The organism is Streptomyces sp. SYSU D01066-1, from assembly GCF_054956795.1.
Map to the genome: position 1 here is coordinate 83535 of NZ_JBUDHV010000012.1, position 19606 is coordinate 103140.

Annotated in this window: 7 protein-coding genes; 1 reads left to right on the plus strand and 6 read right to left on the minus strand. The window is 73.9% G+C overall.

Annotation, left to right across the window (positions count from 1 at the left end; all coding sequences use genetic code 11):
• Positions 1–87 precede the first annotated feature (87 nt).
• From ACY1JF_RS14575 to ACY1JF_RS14600, 6 genes are read right to left on the minus strand one after another with little or no spacing between them, the layout of a single operon-like run.
• Positions 88–927: a thioesterase II family protein gene (locus tag ACY1JF_RS14575; RefSeq protein WP_462705528.1), complete on the minus strand. Its 840-nt coding sequence runs from the start codon at positions 925–927 to the stop codon at positions 88–90.
• Complete coding sequence (locus tag ACY1JF_RS14580) at positions 924–2192, minus strand: cytochrome P450 (protein ID WP_462705529.1); 1269 nt, start codon at positions 2190–2192, stop codon at positions 924–926. Before ACY1JF_RS14580 ends, ACY1JF_RS14575 begins: the two co-directional genes overlap by 4 nt.
• On the minus strand, positions 2189–4267 hold the full coding sequence (locus ACY1JF_RS14585; RefSeq protein WP_462705530.1) for a Gfo/Idh/MocA family oxidoreductase: 2079 nt from the start codon (positions 4265–4267) through the stop codon (positions 2189–2191). The genes ACY1JF_RS14580 and ACY1JF_RS14585 overlap by 4 nt, the downstream gene beginning before the upstream one ends.
• On the minus strand, positions 4264–5415 hold the full coding sequence (locus tag ACY1JF_RS14590; RefSeq protein WP_462705531.1) for a saccharopine dehydrogenase NADP-binding domain-containing protein: 1152 nt from the start codon (positions 5413–5415) through the stop codon (positions 4264–4266). Before ACY1JF_RS14590 ends, ACY1JF_RS14585 begins: the two co-directional genes overlap by 4 nt.
• The gene (locus tag ACY1JF_RS14595) at positions 5412–10982 is read right to left on the minus strand and encodes a non-ribosomal peptide synthetase (protein WP_462705532.1); all 5571 of its coding nucleotides are present in this window, start codon (positions 10980–10982) and stop codon (positions 5412–5414) included. The genes ACY1JF_RS14590 and ACY1JF_RS14595 overlap by 4 nt, the downstream gene beginning before the upstream one ends.
• A complete protein-coding gene (locus ACY1JF_RS14600; RefSeq protein WP_462705533.1) occupies positions 10979–17695 on the minus strand; it encodes an amino acid adenylation domain-containing protein in 6717 nt (2238 codons plus the stop codon). The genes ACY1JF_RS14595 and ACY1JF_RS14600 overlap by 4 nt, the downstream gene beginning before the upstream one ends.
• A gap of 181 nt (positions 17696–17876) precedes the next feature.
• Between ACY1JF_RS14600 and ACY1JF_RS14605 the strand changes: the two genes are divergently transcribed.
• The gene (locus tag ACY1JF_RS14605) at positions 17877–19541 is read left to right on the plus strand and encodes a (2,3-dihydroxybenzoyl)adenylate synthase (RefSeq protein ID WP_462705534.1); all 1665 of its coding nucleotides are present in this window, start codon (positions 17877–17879) and stop codon (positions 19539–19541) included.
• Positions 19542–19606 lie beyond the last annotated feature (65 nt).

The window sequence follows — 19606 nt, forward strand, 5'->3', positions numbered from 1 at the left end:
GGGTGGGGGCGGGCACGGCGGGCCGTGCGCGGGTGGCCGCGCAGGTGGGCGTGGGGCGCGGGACCGGCCCGGCCGCGTGGTCACGGCTCACGGGGTGCTCGGCCAGGTGTGTGCGCCGCCGGTGGTCAGCGAGGGATCCAGCCTGCGCAGCACGGTGGCGACGACCTCGCGGCGCCGGGGGGTGAGGTAGAAGTGGTCGCCGGGGAAGACCCGTACCTCGGTGCGGGCGGTGGTGAGGTCCGCCCAGCCGCCTGCGCGGTCGCGGCTGCGTTCCTCGCCGAGTTCGGGGTCCGCGCTGCCGGTCAGGACGTGCAGGGGGCAGGACAGCGGCGGCCGGTCCGCCGGCCGGTGGGTCTCGATGATCCGGTAGTCGTGGCGTACCGCCCTGAGGACCAGGGAGCGCAGCCCGGGATCGTCCAGGACCTCTCGGCTGGTACCGCCGAGGCGGGCCAGTTCGGCGCCCAGCGTCTCGTCGTCCTGGCGGTGCAGATCTCCTGTCACCGCGGTGCCGGGAGCGGCCCGGCCGGACGCGAACAGCCGGCGTGGGCCGGGGAGTGCGCGGCCGGTGAGCTCGTGGGCCAGTTCCCAGGCCACGGCGGATCCCATGCTGTGTCCGAAGAGGGCGTACGGCCGGTCGAGCAGCGGTTGGAGGGCGTCCGCCACCGCGCTCACCAGCTCGCCCATGTCGGCGGCCTCCGGGTCCTCGAAGCGGTCCTCGCGGCCGGGGTACTGGAGGGCGAGGAGTTCGACCTCGGGGGGCAGGAGCGCGGCCCAGGGCCGGTAGAAGCCCGCGCTGCCGCCCGCGTGCGGCAGGCAGACGAGCGTGTACCGGGGGACGGCCCCGCCGCTCCACCGCCTGGTCCAGGGGCTGTCGGCCCGGGTGGCGCGGGCACGGGGCCGCGCGGACGCCTTCGGTGGGACGGTCACCAGGTCACCCTCAGTTCTTCGAGGCCGAAGGTGGCCGAGTCGTGCTTGACGACGACGACGTCGTCCCGGTCCCCGGCGAGGCGGAGGGTGGGGACGCGTCGGACCAGTGCCTCCAGGGCGACCTCCAGCTCCAGCCGGGCCAGGTGCTGCCCGACGCACTGGTGGACGCCGTAGCCGAACGCGACGTGGTGGTTGTCGGTGCGGTGGAAGTCGACCCGCTCCGGCTCGTCGAACCGCTCGGGATCGTGGTTGGCTCCGGCCAGGAGGGCGATGACGCCGTCGTCCGCGGGGATCGTCCGGCCGGACAGTTCGATGTCCTCGGCGGCCACGCGCAGGGGGATGGAGTCGGCGACGGACAGGACGCGCAGGAGTTCGTCGACGGCGGCGGGCATGAGGGAAGGGTCGTGGCGCAGTTCCTCCATCAGTTCCGGCCGGTCCAGGAGGAGCAGGGTGCTCAGGGCGATCATGCTGGTGGTGGTCTCGCGGCCGGCGTTGATGGTGATGCCGAGGGTGGACAGCAGCTGGTCCATGGTCACGTGGCCGGGGACGAGGTGCTCGGTGACGAGCTGGGAGATCAGGTCGTCGCGGGGCTCCTCCCGCCGTTTGCCGACCAGTTCGGCGAGCAGGCCGAAAAGGCCGCCGAGGGCTTCGGAGACCTGTTCGGCGGTGCTGTTCCGGGACCCGGAGATCCGGGTGACGTCCCGGAAGAACTCCAGGTTCTCGCGTGGAATACCGAGCAGTTCGCAGATCACCGAGGTGGAGACGGCGTTGGCGTAGGCGGAGACGAGGTCCACGGGGCCGCCGGCGGCGAGCATGCCGTCCAGGATCTCGTCCACCCGTGCCCGTACGGCGGGCCGCATCGCCCGGACCCGGCGCACCGTGAACACCGGCAGGAGCATCCGCCGGTACTTGGTGTGCTCGGGGGCGTCGGTGCGGATGAAGGGGCGGAACCTGGCCCCGGCCTCCTGTTCGCCCTCGCCGAGGGCCGGAAAGCCGGGGCGGCGGATGTCGGCGCTGGCACGGGGGTCGGAGAGCAGTTCGCGTACGTCGTCGTAACGGGTGACCACCCAGGCTTCCTTCTTGGTCGGCAGGGTGACACGGGCGACGGGATCGTGGGTGCGCAGGGCGGCGTACTCCGCGGGCGCGGCGAAGGGGCAGCCGCGCCGGATCGGGAAGTCCCGGGGCGGGGCAGCGGATTCCGGCGCGGCGTCCGCGCGCGGCGGGCCGAGGACGTGGGGCGCCGTCGAGTTCTCGGGGGTGTTCATGGGGTGCTCCTGGCCGTCGGTGGAGGAGGGGCGGGTGAAGTGGCGGTGCGCGGGGCGTTCGGACCGCCGGACGCGGTCCGCGGGCGCGGCGGTCGCGGCCCGGCGTCCGTGCCGGGGCTGTGCGGTGTCCGGGTGAGCACGGCCAGCGGAGGGGCGCCGGGACGGGTGGGCAGGGCACGTGCCGTCAGGCCGGACTCGGCCACCACGTCCTTCAGTCCGAGGGGCGCCCAGCGGTAGGAGTCGCGTACCACCCGTTCCGCCCGGGCAGCGTCGTCCCGGTAGACCCGCCAGGTGGAGCGCAGGCGCATCACCGTGTCGTCCGTGTCGTCCGGTGCCGCGCCGAACGACCACTCGTAGCGATGGCGTCCGGCTCTGGCGGTGGCGAGCCGGGTCTCGGGAAGAGCCGAGGGACCCTCGAACTGCATCAGTTCGACGATCACGAGCCCGTCAGGCGCCAGCCGCCGGGTCAACCGCGCCCACAGCCTGGCCCGTTCCTCGGCGTCGAGGTGGCCGAGCACTCCGCAGAGCAGGACGACGCTGATCTGGTCCGGGAGTTCCAGGTCCGGGGCGGAGTCCGCGGTCACGGTCACCCGGGCGCGCAGGTCCTCGTCGCTGAAGACCCGGCTGGTGAGCACGGCGCGCATGCCGACCGACGGTTCGCAGGCGATGATCTCCGCGTCCGGCCGGGCCCGGGCGACGGCCTCGGTCACCAGACCGGTGCCCGCGCCGATGTCGACGACCGGTCCGGTGCTCAGATCGGCGTCGGCGAGCAGGGCGGCGACCGCGGGGGCACTGGAGGTCGCGGTGTGCCCGGCGGCGACGAGGTCGAAGAACTCGGCCGACGGGGAGTACGCGGCGGCGTCCGCGAACCGGGCCGCAGCGGTCTTCGCCGAAGGGCCGGCCGGCTCTCCGGCGGGGAGCGGACCTGCGACGGACCGGCCGCCGGGAGGCGGGGCGGGTTCCGGGCGGGCCGTGGTGTCGCGCGAGGGTTTTTCCGCCACGGGGAAGAGGTCGCTGACCGCCAGGGGCCGGGGCGTGGCCGGCCGGACGATCTCGGGTGGTCCCAGCCGGGCGGCGAGGTCGGTCCAGACGCGGCACACGGCCAGGTCGTACTGGCCGGCGCGCAAGGTGTCGCCGCCCCGCGCGACAGCGTCGCGGAGTCCGTCCAGGGCCGTGCCGATCGCTTCGGGCCACAGGTCGGAGAAGACCGTACGGAAGGACCCCGGGGTGCCGACCACGGCCGTGGTCCCGAGCCCCAGACGGCCGGTGCCCGGACCGTCCAGCACGAACCGCCGGTCCGCGTCCCGCCCGATGTGCAGCCGGGGGCTCCACAGCACGGGACCGTGGGTGTCGGCCAGGGTGAGCACTCCGCCCTCGGTCCCGACGGATATCCGGTGCCAGTGCAGGGCGTGGTTGTCCCGGTCGGACGGATCGAGCTGGTGGTGCACCCGCAGGGTGAGGGGCACGCCGGCGAACACGCCGTGCAGGGAGCGGAACGGCTGCGGCCCGGTCCCGGCCGGCAGCGGCGCCGGGTCCGCGAACCGCCAGGGCCGCAACGCGCCCATCGCCTGACCGAGGATGTCCACCAGGGGGTGCATCAGGTGGACCGGGGTGGCGGCGTCCACGAAGAGCGGTCGCTGCAGTGCGACGAGCCGACGGGCCGCCTCGACGAAGGCGCGGACCGGGGCGACGTGCGGGTAGTGGGTGTTGAGGCGGTACTGCACTCCCTGTTCGCGGGCGTGTCTCAGGTTGCCCGTCAGCTCGGTGAGGTGGACGGGATGCTCCTGGAGGACGTGGACGCCCCGGTCCATGAGTGCCCGGGCCAGCTCGGTGCCCTGGCCGCCCGATATGGAGGAACTCACCGCGACGCAGGCGGCGTCGACGTCCGCCGGGAGGTCGTCGACAGCCGTGAAGAACGGGACGCCGAGGCTCTGGGCGTACGCCCGGGAGGCCGCCGACCCCCGGCTCAGGACGCCGGCCAGGACGTATCCGGGGCGCCGGCGTACCGCCTCGGCGTAGAAGCGGCCGAAGTTGGTGCCGCAGACCACCACGCGCAGCGGCGACGGTTCACTCACAGCACACCTTCTTCCGTCTGGTCGGCGTCGGCCGCCGCGCCGGTGAGCCGGAAGTCGGCCGCCCCGTGTGACCGCAGGTGTCCGACCACGGTGTCCGCGTCCAGCACGTCACAGGCGAAGTGCACGCCCGCCGTGACCTCGCCCCGCAGGACCGCGTCCACCGCGAGCGCGCCCACCGCCGCCGTGAGGCGGTAGCTGCTGGCCGCGCGCAGAGTCAGTCCCGCGGTCGCCGGCCGCCCGGCCGCGGTGCCCGCCAGTGCGAAGTCCATGACGTAGTAGGGCCTGCGCCCGGCCAGGTCGAGGCCGGCGGCGAGAATCAGCCTTTCCGCGAGCCGGTCCGGGTCGTCACCGGCGGCGAGACGTGCCGGCAGGACGTTGAGCAGCGTGCGTACGGCGGGACCGGGGTGGACGTTGTACCAGTCGAGCCGGTCCAGGCCCAGGACGGTGGCGAGCCGTTCGCTCTCGCCGCTGAGGTAGGGCTGCACGGCGACCCGGCCGGGGAACGCCTCGTGTTCCGTGTCCTCGTCGGTGCGCAGGGCGCGCGGCACACGGCGCCCGCCGCGGACGGCCGCCAGCGCCTCACCGTAGGCCGCACCGTCCGCGCCGCCGGAGGTGAGGGAGAGCAGAAGGTCGTGTGCCACCGTCGGTGAACAGGGCTCCAGGCCACCGCAGTACGCGGTCAGAGCGGTGACGCCGTCCAGTCCCCGCCCGGCCAGCCAGCGCGGCAGCAGGCTCGACAGCCCGGGCAGCGCTCCCGCCGAAAGGACGACGGCGCGGCCGTCGCGGGCGGGATCGCCACCCTTGAGGAGGTCTTCGGCGGCCGGGTCGTCCCCGGCCACATCGACGCAGTGCGCACCGGCGGCGAGCGCCGCCAAGGCCACCGTCGCGCGGAGTCGGTAGGTGGGGCCGACGCAGTTGAGCACGGCGTCGCAGCCCTCCGTGAAGGCGCGCAGGCCGTCCGGTGCGGTGGCGTCGGCCCAGACCGTCTCGTCGTGGCCGGCCGGCTCCTCCTCGGCGACCGCGCGCAGCGCGGACACGGTCCGCCCTCCCAGGCGGAGCCCGGTGTGGCCGAGCGCGCGCAGCTCCCGCACGGCGGCCCGGCCGACCGCTCCGGACGCGCCGAGGACCCCGATCACGGGCCTGGTCATCGGGTGATCGCCCCCTGGGTCAGCTCGCCGAGGGTCTTGAGGATGCCGGGCGCGTGCTCGACGGACAGGCAGCTGTAGTGGTCGCCGCCGATGTCGACGATGTCCAGGTCGCCCAGGGTGAGTTCCTCCCAGTAGGCGGTGACGGCGTCCTTGCTGCCGGGGAAGGGGTAGGCGCCGTCGTGGCGCAGGAAGGTGATGTCACCCGCGTAGGGCTCGGCGTCGTAACGCGTGATGGCGAAGACGCTCTGGCGGAAGGCGAGGAAGAGGCGGGTCATGTGGTCGGGCGCGTAGGTGCCGGCCGAGGCGGGCACCGCCTCGCACATCCGTGCGATCCGGGTGGCGCGGGGGACTTCGGCGAGGCGCCGGAAGCAGCCCGCGACATCCTCGAACTCCTCGGGCAGTGCGGCGAGTCCGCCGTCCGGCAGCACACCGGGGCTGGCGGCCAGGACGGCGTCGGCCGCGGCGGCCACCCGGTACTGGTCGCCCGGGAAGCCGAGGGCGGCCGGGTCGATGCCCATCATGACGGCGAAGGAGTACTCGGCGAGCAGTTCGTCGTCGAGCCGGAAGCGGGGGCTGTGGCTGCTGATGACGGTGAGGCTCTCCACCTCGGCCCCGGACTCGGCCAGGTCGCGGGCGACCTCGGTGGCGATCAGGCCGCCCAGGCAGTAGCCGACGACGTGGAAGCGGCTGCGCCCGTCCGCCGTCAGGGCCCGCGCGTAGTCGGCCGCCATCTGCTCGATGAGTCCCTCCGGTGGTGCGGCCAGGAACCCGTTCAGGTCCGGGACCTCCACACCGACGACCTCGGCGAGGCCCGGCGAGCGGCGCCTGATCTCGGTGATCAGCGCCCGGTACGGCATGATCGTCGCGGTTCCCGCGTGTACCAGGACGGTCGTCGGCTCGCCGTCGGAGCGGGCGCCGTGCAGGTGGATCACCGGGTCCGTGCGCACGGCCGCCGCGGGCGTCTCCTCGGCGCCGGCCAGGCCGCGCAGGAACCCGGCGAGGCCGGCGACCGTGGGGCGGCGCAGCATGTGGCGCAGGACGACCTCCCACTCCAGGTCGGCCGCCTGCGGCACGCGTTCGCGCAGCCGGCCCACCATGCGTGCGACGAGGAGTGAGTCGCCGCCGAGGTCGAAGAAGTCGTCATTCCGGGTGACGCGTTCGACCGCGAGGAGTTCCGTCCACAGCTCGGCGAGGCTGCTCTCCAGTGTGTCCCTCGGCTGCTCGTCCACGACGGCCGGTGCGTTCTCGCGGGGCAGCCAGGTCCGCAGGCGCGCGCGGTCGGTCTTGCCGTTGGCCGTGCGGGGCAGGGTGTCGACGACCTGCCACACCGAGGGGAGCATGTACTCCGGGAGCCGGGTGGCCGCCGTGCGGGCCAGCTCGCCCACCGGGATGTGACACCGGTCGTCCTTCAGCGTGGCGAAGAAGACTTCCTGGCCGGTGAGTGCCAGGGCGTCCCGGGCGTCGGGCAGTGAGGTGACCTCGGACGCCCCGTGGGTGTCGAGGAGTTCGCGCCACTGGGTGTGGGTGAGGAAGGACTGGCCGGTGTGCGCGCGCACGTCGGTCCAGGTCCGGCCGGCGACCTCCAGGAACTCCATGGAGACGAGCAGCGGGAGGTTCTCGTCGCGGGTGTTCTCCACGAACACGAGCTGTCCGCCGGGGACGAGCAGTTCCCGCAGCCTGCCCAGGGCGGCGTCCGCGTCGGCGGCGGCGTGCAGTGTGTTGGCGCAGATCACGACGTCGAAGGTGTTGGGCAGCAGGTGCTGGGCGCGCGGGTCCTCGTCGACGTCGAAGCGCTGGTAGCGGATCCAGGAGTGGTCGGCGAAGCGCTCGCGGGCTTCGTTCAGGAAGAACGCGGAGGCGTCGGTGAACAGGTAGTCGACGCCGTACTCGGCGAGGACGGGCACCAGTTCGCCGGTGGTGCCGCCGACGCCGCCGCCCACTTCGAGGACGCGCAGCCGCTCCTCGCCGGTGTGACCGGCGGCGATCTCGCGCAGCGCGGCGGCCACCGCTCGGTTGAGGTGCCGAATGGCGAGGTTGTCCCGGTAGGCGGCGTCCGCGACCTCCGTGGCCGCGCCGGGGAAGAGCAGTTCCTGGACGCCCGTCTCGCCGGAGACCAGCTCGGGCAGCCGCTCGGCACAGGTCCGCATGACGGTGAGCAGCTCCGTGCTCCAGCCGAGTTCGTGCTCCAGCTTTGCGGCCCGCTGCCAGAGACGCTCCCTCTCGGTGCCGCAGACGGGGACGAGGCCGGTGTAGGTGCCGTCCGGTTCCCGGTGGGTGAGCCGGCCGCGGGCGGCCAGGGCGCGCAGCCAACGCCGGACGATGTGCCGGTGCCGGGGGGTGGCGCGCAGGGCCGTGCCCACCTGCTCCGCCGTGCGCGGCACCTCGTCGGCGAACGTTCCGGAGGCGACGAGGACGCGCGTCATCTCGGCGATCGCCACCTCGTCGAGGGCGGCCAGGAAGTCGGTGAGCCGCGCGGCGTCGACGGCCGCGGAGGCTTCGCTCACGGCGTCGGCCGCCGCCTCGCGCGCCTGGGCCCGTCCCGCCGCGGCGGACTCGTCGCCGCCCCCGGGGGCCGCCCCGGAAGGACCGGTCGTCCCACCGTCCTTGCGGGCGCTCTCCACGAACGCGGCCAGGCGTCGTCCGCCCGCCGCGGAGTCGTCGACCACGACGGCACCCGCCGCGACCGCCGGGTGGGCCTGTACGGCGGCCTCCACCTCGGCGAGCTCGACCCGGTATCCACGGATCTTGATCTGGGCGTCCTCGCGGCCCAGGAACTCGATGGTGCCGTCGGGGAGGTACCGTCCGAGGTCGCCCGTGCGGTAGAGCCGCTTCGCAGTGTCGGGGTCGGTGAGGAACCGCTGTGCCGTGCGCTCCTCGTCGCCGAAGTAGCCCAGGGCGACGCCGGCGCCGCCGATGTACAGCTCGCCCGGCACCCATTCGGGGCGGGGCCGCAGATGCCGGTCGAGCACGGCGAACGTCTGGTTGGTCAGGGGCTTGCCGTACGGGATGCTCGGACGGGCCGTGTCCACGTCCCCGATCGGCTGGGCGATGGACCAGATGGAGGCCTCGGTGGCGCCGCCGAGGGAGACGATCTCCAGCCCCGGCAGGAGGGCGCGGGCCTGGTCGGGCAGCGAGACAGGTATCCAGTCGCCGGATATCAGCGCGAGCCGCAGCGAGGTGTCGTCGGCGGGCGGCTCGGATCTGAGCCAGTCGCACAGCATGTGGAGCTGACCGGGGACCGAGTTCCACACGGTCACCCCGTAGTCGCGGACCAGCTCGGCCCAGTGGGAGGGGTCGCCTCGCCGGCCGGCCTCGGGCAGGACGAGGGTGGCGCCCACCGCGAGCGGCCCGAACAGGTCGTAGACGGACAGGTCGAAGCCGAGTCCCGCGATGCCGAGGAGGCGGTCGCGTTCGGTGACGGCGTAGCGGCGGTTGATGTCCTCGACGGTGTTGAGGGCGGCGCGATGACTGATCATCACGCCCTTGGGTGTGCCGGTGGAGCCCGAGGTGTAGATGATGTAGGCGAGGTCGTCCGGGTGGCGCCGCGCTCCGCCTTCCCCCGGCGTGGCCGCGGTGTCTTCGGGCAGGAGGTCGACGGCGACGGCCGTGACGTTCTCCGGCAGGTCGTCGACCTCGGCGAGCCAGGACTGGGTGAGGACCGTGCGGACGCCCGCGTCCGTGATGATCGTGTCCCGGCGGGCCGGTGGCTGGGCGGTGTCGACGGGCAGGTAGGCGCCGCCCGCCATGAGGACGCCGAGGACCGCGACGACCTGCTCCCAGCCCTTGTCCGCCCAGATGGCCACGGGCTCCCCGCCGCGCAGCCCGGCTGCCGTCAGTGCCTCGGCGAGAGCGCTCGCGCGGGCCACGAGCTGCCGGTAGGTGAGGCCGAGTTCGGGAGTGCGGACGGCGATCGCGTCCGGTGCGGCCTGTGCCCGGGCGAGCACGGGTTCGTGGAGCAGGGCGTCCGGCAGGGGCCCCTCGGTCGCGTTGACCGCGCGCCGGCGTGCCGCCTGTGCCTCGGGCAGGGGGATGCGTGCCGGGGCGTCCCAGGCGGCCTCCCCGGCTTCGCCCGCGGCCGACAGCGACCGTACGAGTGCCGTGTACGCCTCGAACATGGCGTCGGCCACCCCGTGGGCGAGCGCGCCCTCCCGGATGTCCCAGGACAGGCTCAGCGCGTCGCCGCGGCGCATGACCTGGCAGTCGAGCCATACCTGCGGTGTCCGGGTCACGGCGTACGTCACCTCGGGGGGTACGCCCTCGGAGGTGGCGCCGGTGCCCAGGGCGCTGGTGAAGACGACCGGCATCAGTACCGGCGCGCCGGCCCTGCGGGAGAGCTCGGCGAGCACCTCCGAGCCGGTGAACAGGGGATGTGCGAGGTCTTCGAGGAGCCGCTCCCCGATGGTCCTCGTCCGCTCCGCGAAGGTGACCGGGGCGTCCAGGTCCACGGCGAGCAGTTCGAGCGAGGTGAAGTCGCCGACGAGGCGGCCGATGTCCTCGTGCAGGGCGGGCCGGTCGACGGTGGGCACGTTGAGCGTGAAGCGGCTGGTGCGCGACCAGGCGCCGACCGTTTCGGCGTACGCGGTGAGCAGGGCCGTCGACACGGTCAGCCCGCGCCGCGCGGCTCGTTCGGCGAGGCGGTCCCGGTCGGCGGCGAACAGCAGGGTCTCCTGGCGCCGGAACGTGACCGGGCTGCCGGGAGCCGTGGTGGGGCCGGTCTCCCCCGGATCGCTCACCGCTGCTTCCCAGGCTTCGGCGAGGGGCAGTTCCGGAGCGGGTGGCAGGGTGTCGAGGCGGCCCTGCCAGTAGGTGCGGTCGCGGGTGTGCGCGTCGCTGTCGGCGAGGGCGCGGCGGGCCAGGACGTAGTCGCGGAAGGTGATGTGCGGTGCGTCGGAGAGGGCGGCGCCGCCGTAGCCCCGCTGGAACTCGGCGAGCAGGACGCGCAGGCTGGCGTGGTCGACGACGAGCATGTCGAAGGCGAGGTGGAGTACGGCTCGTTCGGCGGTCCGGGTCACGTGCACGTCGAAGAGCGGCCACCGGTCGGTGGGCGCCTGGCGGGCGGACAGCCGCGCCCGGGTGCGCCGCAGCTCCTCCTCGGCTCCGGCCGGCGGGCACGCGGTCAGGTCGTCGGCTCCGACGTCGAGGGCCGGCACGTCGGCCAGGACCCGCTGGTAGCCGTCGTGGTGGACGACGGCGCGGAGCATGTCGTGCCGCTGGACCAGCTCCCGCCACACGGAGGTGACGCGGTCGACGTCCAGGTCGGGGTATTCCAGTTCGACGTAGGCGTGGCAGCCGACGCCGCCGTAGGCGTAGGCGTCGGTGCGGCCGACGAGGTAGGCGGCCTGGATGTCGGTCAGCGGGAACGGTTCGTGGCGGTTGTCGGGGTCAGCGGCCAGGGCCGGTTCCCCGGCCTCCAGGTGGCGCAGGATGGCTTCCTTGTGCGTGCGCAGTTCGGCTCGGTGCGTGTCGGTGAGCCGGCCCTGGGGGGCCCGGAAACGCAGTTGTCCGTCCTGGGCCCACAGCACCACGCCGTCGTCGGCGTAGCGGGCCAGCAGTTCAGCGATGTTCACAGCTCTCCGGTCTCGTAGGCGGTCTCGTGGGCCGCGAGCGTTCGGGTGACGTCCGCGGCCAGCGCGGCGACGGTCGGTGCGGCGAAGAAGCGCCGGACGGGCACGGCGGCCCCGAGGCGGCGCTCGATCGCGGTCAGCAGGCGCAGTGCGGTGAGGCTGTCGCCGCCGGCGGTGAAGAAGTTGGCGTTGCGGTCCGGCACCCAGTGCGGCAGGTACTCGCTCCAGAGTCCGGCGAGGACCGCCTCGGTGCGGCCGCGTGGCGGCTCGGCCCCCGCGGACACCGTCTCCGGTCCCGCCAGAGCGGCCAGGGCCGCCCGGTCGACCTTGCCGTTCGCGGTGAGGGGCAGCGCGGGCAGGAGCCGGATGCGGGACGGGACGGCGTAGCCGGGAACCCTCTCGGCCAGCAGCGCGAAGAGGCTCTCGGTGAGCCCGGGGTCCTCGACGGGCCCGTGGGGATCCCGCTCCTCAGCGCGTGCGGCGCCCGCGGTGAGGTCCTGCGGTACCGCGAAGGCGACCAGGCGCTTGGCGGCGCGCTCCCCCACGGCCACGACGGCTGCCCGCGCCACCGCCGGGTGTGCTTCCAGGGCGGCCTCGATCTCTCCCGCCTCGATGCGGTGCCCGGCGATCTTCAGCTGGCTGTCGAGCCGGCCGAGGAACTCCAGCAGTCCGTCGCCCCGGAACCGGCCCAGGTCACCCGTCCGGTACCAGCGCCGGCCGCCCTGCGTGACGAACTTCTCGGCGGTGCGGGCCGGGTCGGCGAGGTAGCCGCGGGCCAGTCCCGCGCCGCCGATCCACAGTTCGCCGGGCGTCCAGTCGGGGCAGTCCCGGCCGTCTTGGCCGACCACGCGGTAGTGCTGCCCGGTCAGGGGCCGTCCGTAGGGGATGGAGACCCACCGGGGGTCCAGCTCGTTGACGGTGAGGGTGTTGGACCAGATGGCGGCTTCCGTGGCCCCGCCCATGGCGACGAAGGAACAGGACCGCGCGGTGCGGGCCCTCAGCCGGACGGGCAGGTCGAGGCCGATCCAGTCGCCGGAGACCAGCACGGTCCGCAGCTTTCCCGTCGGGCCGCCTTCCCCGCCGCCCTGTTCGTCGGTGTCGAGCAGCAGGTCGAGCAGGGCGGGCACGGTGTTCCACACGGTCACGCCGTACCGCTCCAGCAGGCCGGGCCAGCGAGCCGGTTCACGGCGCTGGTCCTCGGTGGGCAGCAGGAGGGAACCGCCCGCGGCGAGCAGGCCGAAGATGTCGTACACGGACAGGTCGAAGTCCAGCGCCGACAGGGCGAAGACGCGGTCGTCCCCGCGGACGCCGTGCCGGGCGTTGATGTCCGCGATCGTGTTCCAGGCCGCTGCGTGGGTGATCTCGACCCCCTTGGGCTCACCCGTGGAACCCGAGGTGAAGATCACGTAGGCGAGTGCCCGGGGAGGCGTCGCCCGCGGCGCGGGCAGCGGCTCGTGGCCCTGCGCGTGCGCGAAGGACAGGGTGCGGGGGGCCGTTCCTCCTGTAGCGGGCCACTCGCCCACGACCACGTGGAAAGCGGCGGCGGCGCGCACCCGTTCCAGCCGTGCGGAGGGCTGTTCCAAACTCAGCGGCACGTAGGCGGCGCCGGCCGCGAGCACGCCGAGGACCGCCGCGATCTGCTCCGGTCCCTTGGGGAGGGTGACCGCGACCAGGTCTCCCGGCCGCACGCCGGCGTCCACGAGCGCGGCGGCCGTCCGCAGCGACTGGTCGGCGAGTGTTCCGTACGTCACCTCCTGCCCCGCGGTCGTGACCAGGGCGGTGCGGCCGGGGGCGGCCGTCGCGTGGGTGAAGAACATCTGGTGCAGCGGGCGCGGCGTCACCGGTTCCAGGGCGGCTTCCCGTGCCGCGGCGGCCCGCCGTTCGTACTGGGAGGCGGGCAGCGGGTCGGGCAGCGGTGCGTCCCAGTCACCGGCCACGGCGTGCCGCAGCAGCCGTTCGTAGGCGCCGAACATGGCGTCCAGCACCCCTTCGGCGAACAGTTCGTCGACGGCGTCCCAGGTGACGACCAGGTTTCCGGACTCCTCGGTGACCTGGTTGTCCAGGCAGACCTGCGGGGACTGGGAGATGCCCCAGACCTTCGCGGGGAAGCCGGTGCCCGGTGCGGCCAGCGTCGCGTCCCCGACGCCGATGGCGCTGGTGAACACCACGGGCGCGGCGGCGTCCACCGTGCCCGTGCGGCGGCCGAACTCCCGCAGCAGCCAGTCGACCGGCACGTCCGCGTGGTCCAGGTCCTCCGCCTGACGCCGCTGCAGGGCGACTGCCGCGGCCAGCCAGGACACGCCTTCGCGCCGGTGACCCGCCAGGGACAGGGAAGTGAAGTCCCCCAGCACCCGCTGGATGTGGGGGTGGACGTCCCGCCGGTTGAAGAGGGTGAGCGTGACGGTCACGGCGTCGGTCCCGCTCCAGGTTTCCAGGACCTCCGCGTACAGGGCCAGCAGGACGGTGGAGGGGGTCAGCCCGTGCCGGGCCGCTTCTCGCTTGACCGCCTGCCAGTCCTCGGCGGGCAGGCTCAGCCGGCGCCGCGTGAAGACGGGCGCGTCGAGTGCCGCCGGGTCCCGGTCGAGGGGCAGGGCCGGGGGCGGCGGCAGTTCCGACAGCCGTGTCCGCCAGTGGGCGCGGGCCCGCGCGGTCGACTCCGGGTTGGCCGGGAGGCGGGTCAGGTAGTCGCGGAACGACACGTCCACGGGCGGCGGTTCGTGATCCGGGTCGGCGTAGAGCGCGCTCAGTTCGGCGTAGAGCGTGGTGATGGAGAGCGCGTCGAGCACGAGGTAGTCCAGGCCGACGCCGATACGGGTCCGCACCTGGCCGTCGCGCTTCTCGGTGCCCTCGTCCTCGCGGTAGCGCACCGCCTCGATGGCGAAGAGCGGCCACCGGGCGGGGTCGCGGACCTGCTGGGACAGGCGGGCGCGCAGCCCGGCCAGTGCCTCGGCCGCTCCACCGGGGCGGGCCTCCTCCACCGGTACGCGCACCGGTGGCACGTCGGGCAGGACGCGCTGGTGTCCGTCCGCCACGACCGCGCGGAGCATCCCGTGCCGCCGGACAAGGGTGTTCCAGGCGCGCTCCAGCCGCTCCAGGTCGACATCCGTGCCGTCGAACTCCGTGTAGTGCCAGGTACCGACGCCGCCGAGGGTGAAGCGGGGGTCGCGGCCGGTGTGGTAGACGGCCTGGACGTCCGTGAGGGGGAAGGGCTCGTGGGCGTGGTCCGGGTCGGGCACCAGAGCGGGCGACGGCTCCGCTTCGGTGGCCGCCGCGGGGCGCAGGGTCTCGCAGAAGTGCTGGAGCACGGGGTGGGCGAACAGGTCGGCCACGCGGGCTCCGGGGAACCCGGCGGCGCGCAGCCGGCCGATCATCCGGGTCGCGACGAGCGAGTCACCGCCCAGCAGGAAGAAGCTGCTCTCCCGTCCCACTCCGGTTACGCCGAGGAGCTCTGCCCACTCGGCCGCCACGGCGGTCTCGACCGGACCGGCCGGCGCCGACGTGCGCGGCCCCTGCTGCCCGGCGGCCTCGGTCAGCGCCCGGTGGACCGCCGCCCGGTCGAGCTTGCCGTTGGCGGTCAGCGGCAGGCCGGGCAGGACGAGGACGCGCTCGGGCACCATGTAGGCGGGAAGCCGTCGCGCCGCCCGAAGCCGGACCTCGTCCGGGCCGGGTGCCCCGCCGCGTGCGGAGACGGCCGCGGCCAGGTGCCGTACCGGTGTGTCGAGGACGGTGGCGACCGCGTGCAGGACGGCGGGGTCGTCCTCCAGCGCGGACTCGACCTCGCCCAGTTCGACGCGGTGGCCGCCGATCTTCACCTGGTGATCGGCGCGTCCGAGGAACTCCAGTGTCCCGTCGGTCCGGTACCGGGCCAGGTCACCGCTGCGGTACCAGCGCTCGCCGTCGTACTCGACGAAGTGTTCCGCTGTGCGCTCGGGGTCCGCGCGGTAGCCGTTGGCCACGCCGGGGCCGCCGATCCACAGCTCGCCGGGGACGAGATCGGGGCGGTCGCGTCCCCGCCCGTCCACGACCCGTGCCCGCATGTTGCGCAGGGGGACGCCGTAGGGGACGGACTTCCAGGCCGGGTCGGTCTCCCGCACCTCGAACACCGTGGAGTGGACCGCGGCCTCCGTCATGCCGCCGAGCGCCACGAACCGGCAGCCGGGTACGAGCGCGCGGAGCCTGCGGGGCTGGTCGAGCCCGACCCAGTCCCCGCCGAGCAGCACCATGCGCAGGGAGTCCCCCAGGCCCTCGTCCTCGCCCGCGGCCATCAGCAGGTCCAGCAGGGCGGGCACGCACTGCACCAGCGTCACCCCGTGCTCACGGACCAGCCGCGCCCAGTGGTGGGCGTCCCGGCGATGGTCCTGTCCCACGGTGACCACCTGACCGCCCAGAGACAGCGGGGTGAAGATGTCCCAGGTGGCCAGGTCGAAGTCGAGCGCGGAGATCGCGAGGGTGCGGTCGGCGGGTTTGAGCCCGAGGTGCTCCGCCATCGCCTCGACGGTGTTGACGACCGCCCGGTGCGACACCTCGACGCCCTTGGGCAGTCCCGTGGAGCCTGACGTGAACAGCACGTAGGCGGGCAGGGCGGGGTCAGGCCGTGCGACCGGTGCGGGCCGGAACCCCGTCGCTTCCTCCAGGAGCAGCACCGGGACCGGGACGTCCGCGCAGAGGGGGGCGTGGTCCCGGTCGGTGAGGGCGGCGGAGGCACCGGCCACGGAGTGGATGCGCTGCCGGCGCACGGCGGGCTGTTCCACGCCGACGGGAGCGTACGCCGCGCCCGCGGCCAGTACGCCGAGGACCGCGGTGATCTGGTCGGCGCCCTTGGGCAGGGTCACCGTGACGGTGTCCCCCTCCCGTACGCCGTGGTCGTGCAGGAGCGCGGCGACCTGCCGGGCCGCGTGGGCGAGTTCGCCGTAGGTGAGGGTGTCGCCGGTGGTACGGACGACCGCGGTGCGGCCCGGCTCGGTCTCGGCGAGCCGGAAGAAACGGGTGTGCAGGGCGCGGTTTGGGACGGGGGCGGGGGGCAGCGCCGCGACCGCCCGCCTCGGCAGGACGTCGGGGGCGAGCAGGCCGTCCACCGGCCGGGCCCAGGTGCCGGGGTCCGTGATCAGGCGGGTGACGAGGCGGCGGTAGGCGTCGAACGCGGCGTCCGGTACACCGGCCTCGAACACGCCGTCCCGCACGTCCCAGTTGAGGAGGAGGCCGCCGTCGAGTTCGGTGACCTGGGCGTCCAGACAGACCTGGGGGCCCTGCGAGATGATCCAGGAGGGTCGGCCGAAGGACTTCTGCACGTCCTGCTCGAAGATCTCCCCCAGTCCGATGGCGCTGGTGTACACGACCGGGGCCAGCACCGGGGCTCCCTCGAGGCGCGCGAGGTCGCGCAGTACCTCCACCCCGCCGTACGCGCCGTGGGAGATGCCCTCTTGCAGGCGTTCCTGCAGACCGCGGGCCTGCCGGGAGAAGGGAAGGGACGCGCTCATGTCCGCGTCGAGCAGGATCGAGCTGCTGAAGTCTCCGACCAGACCTGCGACGTCCGGGGTGAACATCTCCCGGTCGAACAGCGGCAGGTTGAGCAGGAAGCGCCGGCTGTCGCTCCAGGCGGCGACGATCTCGGCGAAGGCGGTGGCGAGCGCGGCGGCGGGGGTGACGCCGTGCCGGCGCGCCGCGCTGATCAGCGCGGCCTTGTCGGCGGGGCCCAGCCAGTGGTGCAGGCGGCGGGAGTGGGTGAGCGCGGTGTCGTCGGCGCTCACCGGCGTCAGCGGGTCGACGGTCGTCGGCAGGCGCGGAGCGCGGGGCAGAGTGGGCAGTCGCTCCCGCCACCAGGCGGCGTGCCGCTCGCGTTCCGCCTTCCGTCGGGCGTCGTGTTCCGCCAGGTAACGACGGTAGTCGAGGGCGAGTTCACGGGGCTGGTCGTCGGGACACTCGTAGAAGCGGCGCAGGTCGGACAGGAGGACCCGCAGGCTCAGCGCGTCACCGGCCATCATGTCCAGGTCGATCTGCAGCCGGGTTCGGCCGTCGGGGAGCAGGCACAGGGCCACCCGGAAGACGTCACCGGAGGTGATGTCGGGGCGGGCGTGGGTGTTGCGCTCGCGCAGCAGCTCCAGCTCGGCCTCGGCATCGTCGGTGGTGTGCTCCCGCAGGTCGTGGACAGCGAGGGAAGGGCCCGCGGCGCCGAAGCGCTGCCGTCCCTCCTCGTCGAAGACCGCCCTCAGCATGCCGTGCCGCAGCACGAGCGCCCGCACGGCGGTGCCGAGCCGGGCGGGGTCGACCCCGTGGCCGTCGAGTTCGACGTAGAAGTGCGCGGCGACGCCGCCGAGGGGCTGTCCGTCCTGGCGGCCGATCCAGTAGGCGTGCTGCATCGTCGCCAACGGGAACGTCTCCGTCCGCCCTTCGGCCGTCACCGCGTCGAGCGGGGCGGGCGGCGCGGTGGCGGATGCCCCAGCGCCGGCTCCCCGCCCCAGCAGGGCCGTCCAGGCGGCCAGGGTCGGGGTGCGGGTGAGGTCCTGGAAGGTGACCGTGCTGCCCGCGCGCCGCCAGGTGCCGGCCAGGGACATCAACATCAGTGAGTCGAGGCCGAGTTCGAAGAGGTCCCGGTCGTCGTCCAGCTCATGGGGCGCCATCCGCAGCGCGCGTGCGACCGCTTCGCGCACCGTGGCCGGCCGGTGAAGGGCTCCGTCACCTTCCGCCGTCCGCGCCTGGACGGCTGCTTCATCGCTCACTGAGGGGGCCTTCCGGTCGGATGGGGTGGCCTGTCGAGGGCCGGCGTCGGAACCGGGCTCTCGCCCGCCGGGCCGAACACCACCCTAGATTGAAATGATTATCGTTTCTACACTTCACATCGTAGTCACACAACAGGCCGCGGCACCAGGGTCCGAGGCCGGCAAAGAGAGGCAGAACCACATGACCGAGACGCGAAAAGGCTGGTCGGAGGCGGAAGCGGCGCACTACCGGGCCGTCGGCCACTGGCAGGGGGTCACCTTCGGTGCTCGTCTGCGTCAGGCGAGCACCGACCATGGAGACCGTGTCGCCTTGGTCGACGGGGACCGGCGGTGGACCTATGCGGATCTGGACGGCGAGGCCGACCGCATCGCTCACGGGCTGCGCGGGCTCGGCGTCGGGCGGGGGGACCGCGTCGTGGTCCAGCTCCCCAACCGCGCCGAGTTCGTGCTCGTCTGGTTCGGTCTGCAGCGCCTCGGAGCGGTCCCGGTGCACGCCATGCCCGGCCACCGGCGCCGGGAGGTCGGTCATCTGGTGCGCGTGTCGGGTGCGGTGGCCTGTGTGGTGCCCGACCGGCACGCCAGGTTCGATCACCGGGAGCTGATGCGCGGGGTACGGGCGGAGCAGGGGCCGGGCGGCTCGCTCCGGACGGTCGTGGTGGTCGGCGATCCCGGTCCGGAAAGCGGCTTCGTACCGTTCGAGGCCCTGCGGGCGGCCCCGCTCCCCGTGCCCGGCCGTACCGCGCCGGACGCCCGGCCGGCGCCGGGAGCCCACGACGGCGGAGCGGACCCCGCCGACGTCGCCCTTCTGCTGCTGTCCGGCGGTACCACCGGCCTTCCCAAGCTCATCCCGCGAACGCACGACGACTACGCCTACAACGCCCGCGCCTGTGCCGAGGTCTGCGCCCTCGACGAACGCACCGTCTACTTGGCGGTGCTGCCGGTCGGGTTCAACTTCACCTTCGCCTGCCCCGGTGTGCTGGGCACCCTCATGGCCGGGGGGACCGTCGTGATCGCCCCGGATCCCAGTCCGCAGACGGCGTTCGCGCTCGTCGAGCAGGAGGGCGTGACCCTGACCTCCCTGACCCCGCCGCTCGTCACCCACTGGGTGGACGAGGCCGCCTCCGGTTCGTGGGACCTCGGCAGCCTCTCGGTGGTGCAGGTCGGCGGTGCGCGGCTGCCAAAGGAGCACGCCCGCAGGCTCGGTCCGGCGCTCGGGGTCACCGTGCAGCAGGTCTTCGGCATGGCGGAGGGGCTGATCAACCTCACCCGCCTCGACGACCCCGAGGACCTCGTCCGCACCACCCAGGGCCGGCCCGTCTCCCCCGACGACGAGATCCTGGTGGTGGACGCCGACGGCAGGCCCGTGCCGGACGGCACGGCGGGCGAACTGCTCACCCGGGGCCCGTACACGCTGCGCGGCTACTACCGCGCCGAGGAGCACGATCGCACGGCGTTCACCCCGGACGGCTACTACCGGACGGGCGACGTGGTGCGCCGGCTGCCGAGCGGGCACCTGGTGGTGGTGGGCCGGATCAAGGACCAGATCAACCGCGGCGGTGAGAAGATCGCCGCCGTCGAGGTGGAGGAACAGTTGCTCACGCATCCGGCGATCACGGCCGCGGCGTTGGTGGGCGTGCCGGACGAGCGCTGGGGTGAGCGGTCCGTCGCCTTCGTGCTGTGCGACGGCGAAGCTCCCGGCACGCGGGAGGTGGCCGCTCATCTGAGGGAGCGCGGGCTGGCCGGACACAAGGCACCGGACGAGGTCGTCCAGGTGGCCGGCCTCCCCCTCACCGCCGTCGGAAAGGTCGACAAGGCCGCGCTGGCGCGGACGTTGCTCCGGCCGTAGGGGGTGTCGCGCGGGAGCGCCCACGGGGCGGGGTGCTCCTCCCGACGGCCGTGGGACGCCCCTCG

What these genes read in the sequence shown, in the direction of transcription:
- ACY1JF_RS14605 (WP_462705534.1), top strand. Translation starts at nt 17,877, where the DNA reads ATGACCGAGACGCGAAAAGGCTGGTCGGAGGCGGAAGCGGCGCACTAC.
- ACY1JF_RS14590 (WP_462705531.1), bottom strand. Translation starts at nt 5,415, where the DNA reads ATGACCAGGCCCGTGATCGGGGTCCTCGGCGCGTCCGGAGCGGTCGGC.
- ACY1JF_RS14580 (WP_462705529.1), bottom strand. Translation starts at nt 2,192, where the DNA reads ATGAACACCCCCGAGAACTCGACGGCGCCCCACGTCCTCGGCCCGCCG.